This is a genomic window from Nostoc sp. NOS(2021) (assembly GCF_017115025.1).
Lineage (GTDB): Bacteria > Cyanobacteriota > Cyanobacteriia > Cyanobacteriales > Nostocaceae > Nostoc.
In genome coordinates this window covers 1-2753 of record NZ_JABXKM010000003.1, presented here as the reverse complement: position 1 = coordinate 2753, position 2753 = coordinate 1, and the positions used below count along the sequence as shown (strand labels likewise).

The following is a 2753-nucleotide window of genomic DNA, read 5'->3' as shown; positions in this document are numbered from 1 at the left end:
CTCTTACACTTAGTTCTGGTTTTGACATCAACATTTCCAGGTGCAAGATATGAGTAGACCCAGCAACGGGACTAATGCCACAACGCACTAATTACCCCGATTATTCCTATCCCCAGGTAAGGCAGAACGTGAGAAATTCCCCGCAGATTAATCCACCAATTCGGGACTCAACCCTAGTTAATCCGGTGATTATCAATAATTCATGGCATCGTACACCATTTAGCGGTGGGCGATCGCGTGTTATTATTACCTATCCCCGGTAAAGTGAGGAATAGCGAGCAGAGAACTCCTAACTCCTAACTTTTAGGAAGTAAACTGCGAACCGAGAATCATTGTCCCAATCCCAACATCAGTAAAGATTTCTAGTAACAGGGCGTGAGGAATGCGACCATCAATGATGTGTGCTGCACGGACTCCTTGAGCAAGCGATCGCACACAACAACTGACTTTGGGAATCATCCCACCGCTAACTATACCACCGGCAATCAACTCACGAGCTTCACGAATATCTACTTTCGGAATCAAAGTAGACGGGTCTTTGTAATCTTTTAAAATTCCACTGGTGTCGGTCAGTAAAATTAACTTTTCTGCTCCTAGTGCAGCAGCGATTTCTCCAGCTACAGTATCAGCGTTAATATTATAAGCTTGTCCCGTTTCGTCGGCGGCGACGCTGGACACTACGGGAATATAGCCATTGCTAGCGAGGGTGTCCAAAATCTTGATATTCACATTGCTGACTTCCCCCACAAAACCGATGCCTTCTTGACCTTGGGGACGGGCTGTAAATAGATTACCATCTTTACCGCAAAGTCCTACAGCCAAGCCACCAGCTTGGTTAATCAGGGAGACAATTTCTTTATTGACTCGACCGACTAAAACCATTTCCACCACATCCATTGTGGCGGCATCAGTGACTCGCAGACCATTTTTAAATTGTGGTTCGATGCCCAGCTTATCTAACCAACTGTTAATTTCTGGGCCACCGCCGTGTACTACAATTGGACGCAAGCCCACGCAGGATAAAAATACAATATCGCGGATAACTTTGTCTTTGAGTGTGCTATCTTTCATCGCTGCGCCACCATATTTGACAACAACAGTGCGACCGGCGAATTGTTGAATATAAGGTAGTGCTTCGCTTAGTACACGCACACGAGTGGCTTCATCTTGCCTGATGTATTCAGAATCGTTGACCGTCATGAGGAGCCGCCGTTAAGAGTTAAAACCTATTTCAGTCAGTGTAGAAGACTTTGTAACTCCTCACAATCTCTGCTGCCAAAGCCGAGTATGTTTGTACTGGAACGAATGAATACAATTTCTGAGCGATGGACGAAGACACAAGAAGAAATCATTCGGCTCTAAGCCATCCATCCCATCCCCATTGCAACGGCTGAAGCTAGAGAAAGAAGAAAATAGAAATGTATCTTCTAATCTTCGTTATCGACGAAACAAGGAGTTATTCTGAATGTGAAGCTAATAGACTCACTAGCACATATTATCAAATCTCTCACATTAGAGGAAAAAATGCTGCTTGAAGAAAAAATCAAGACAGAAATTAATGAAAATCTCAGTGTAAAGTCATCTGAAGTATTAGCTTCATCAGCAAACAATAATGATTTAGAAGAATGGACTAATAAATTGCAAAGGTGGTTAGAGCGCCATCCTCGAAATATTCCAATATTGTCTGATTATGGTGTAAGGCGTAGCGGAATTTATGAAGAAGATTAAAGCATGGCATTTCTAATTGATACAAATATTATTCTCCGTCTAGCACAACTAGAACATCCAATGCGTGCTGATTCTTTAAAGAGTCAGAAAAATTATTATGTCTTCGCTTCCCGTAAATGATGCTCAAAATAATTTACAAAAGCTCATCGACCAAGTAGCAGAGCAGGGTAAACCTATTATTATTGAAGGCGATCGCGGTAATGCGATTCTGCTAGCTGAAAAAGACTGGTCTGCTATTCAGCAAACTCTTTACTTATTATCTATCCCTGGAATGCAAGAATCTATTAAACAAGGGTTGGCTACTCCTATTGAAGATTGTGATGGAGATATGGTTCTTAGTGATGGTGGATATTTGCTTTGGGGGATGTAGGCGCAGGGTTATGGGTAAGTAAGGGAGCGATCGCAAAATTGAGAAAAATTGTTAGTCAGTGCTTCCTTAAATCTACCTGAGTGCAAGTAATAAAGCTACAGTTGCTAATTCAGTGTCAATTTCTGATTGGATCTGGGTTTGACGCCTTTGGATGGCTTCAGTAAAAATGTTTATCATCTCAATATTACTAGAGCAAACTCTCAATTTAGAGTTAATTGGATAACTAATATCTTTCTCAACCGCAGTCATCTCTGGAGAGAATCCAGTGGCGATCGCTGCTGCTAAGATGTGCCAATTTAGAGCTAACAATCCTCTCTCTGGGGAGTAAGCTGTTCCACATTTAACTAGCATAATTAGGGCGCTGATGTTGCCCACCCCACAAGAATTATGTTGAATTCGGTTATGCAAATTAGATGTTTTTCAGTTTAGCGAAATTCTTGCAGCAGTTTGAGAGAAAATAACGCAGATATATCTTGGTTATGGTTAAATCTAGCAACTTCAGCAAGCAGCCATCAATCAAGGCGTAGTTTACCGCCGCAGGCATCGCTTTTAGTTCTCCATCCGCTGGAAGTGCAACTTGCGGACATACTACCACATCTGCATCAGATGCGATCGCATAATTAGTTATGCTAACCACAGTCAATACATCCCACCC

At 42.1% G+C, this 2753-nt stretch carries 6 protein-coding genes; 3 read left to right on the top strand and 3 right to left on the bottom strand.

What is annotated here, in order from left to right:
- The first annotated feature begins 74 nt into the window (after positions 1 to 74).
- Positions 75 to 263: a hypothetical protein gene (locus HWQ41_RS00070; RefSeq protein ID WP_292758538.1), complete on the top strand. Its 189-nt coding sequence runs from the start codon at positions 75 to 77 to the stop codon at positions 261 to 263.
- 40 nt (positions 264 to 303) lie between these two features.
- Here the strand turns inward: HWQ41_RS00070 and argB are convergent, their stop codons facing one another.
- Positions 304 to 1200, bottom strand: a complete 897-nt coding sequence (argB, locus tag HWQ41_RS00065; RefSeq protein WP_292758535.1) for an acetylglutamate kinase — start codon at positions 1198 to 1200, stop codon at positions 304 to 306.
- A 267-nt stretch (positions 1201 to 1467) separates the two neighbouring features.
- Between argB and HWQ41_RS00060 the strand changes: the two genes are divergently transcribed.
- Both HWQ41_RS00060 and HWQ41_RS00055 read left to right on the top strand, forming a co-directional pair.
- Positions 1468 to 1728: a hypothetical protein gene (locus HWQ41_RS00060; RefSeq protein WP_292758532.1), complete on the top strand. Its 261-nt coding sequence runs from the start codon at positions 1468 to 1470 to the stop codon at positions 1726 to 1728.
- A gap of 97 nt (positions 1729 to 1825) precedes the next feature.
- Positions 1826 to 2098: a type II toxin-antitoxin system Phd/YefM family antitoxin gene (locus tag HWQ41_RS00055; RefSeq protein WP_292758529.1), complete on the top strand. Its 273-nt coding sequence runs from the start codon at positions 1826 to 1828 to the stop codon at positions 2096 to 2098.
- 72 nt (positions 2099 to 2170) lie between these two features.
- On the opposite strand, the gene HWQ41_RS00050 is transcribed toward HWQ41_RS00055, so the two are convergent.
- Both HWQ41_RS00050 and HWQ41_RS00045 read right to left on the bottom strand, forming a co-directional pair.
- Positions 2171 to 2506 carry a hypothetical protein gene (locus HWQ41_RS00050; protein ID WP_292758526.1) on the bottom strand — a complete coding sequence of 112 codons (336 nt, stop codon included), beginning with the start codon at positions 2504 to 2506 and terminating at the stop codon, positions 2171 to 2173.
- Between the two features lies 1 nt (position 2507).
- A partial coding sequence (locus HWQ41_RS00045; RefSeq protein ID WP_292758521.1) for a hypothetical protein occupies positions 2508 to 2753 on the bottom strand: 246 nt, incomplete at its 5' end.

Excerpts from the sequence above, each read along its gene's own strand:
- HWQ41_RS00055 (WP_292758529.1), top strand. The coding sequence starts at position 1,826 with ATGTCTTCGCTTCCCGTAAATGATGCTCAAAATAATTTACAAAAGCTC.
- argB (WP_292758535.1), bottom strand. The coding sequence starts at position 1,200 with ATGACGGTCAACGATTCTGAATACATCAGGCAAGATGAAGCCACTCGT.
- HWQ41_RS00070 (WP_292758538.1), top strand. The coding sequence starts at position 75 with ATGCCACAACGCACTAATTACCCCGATTATTCCTATCCCCAGGTAAGG.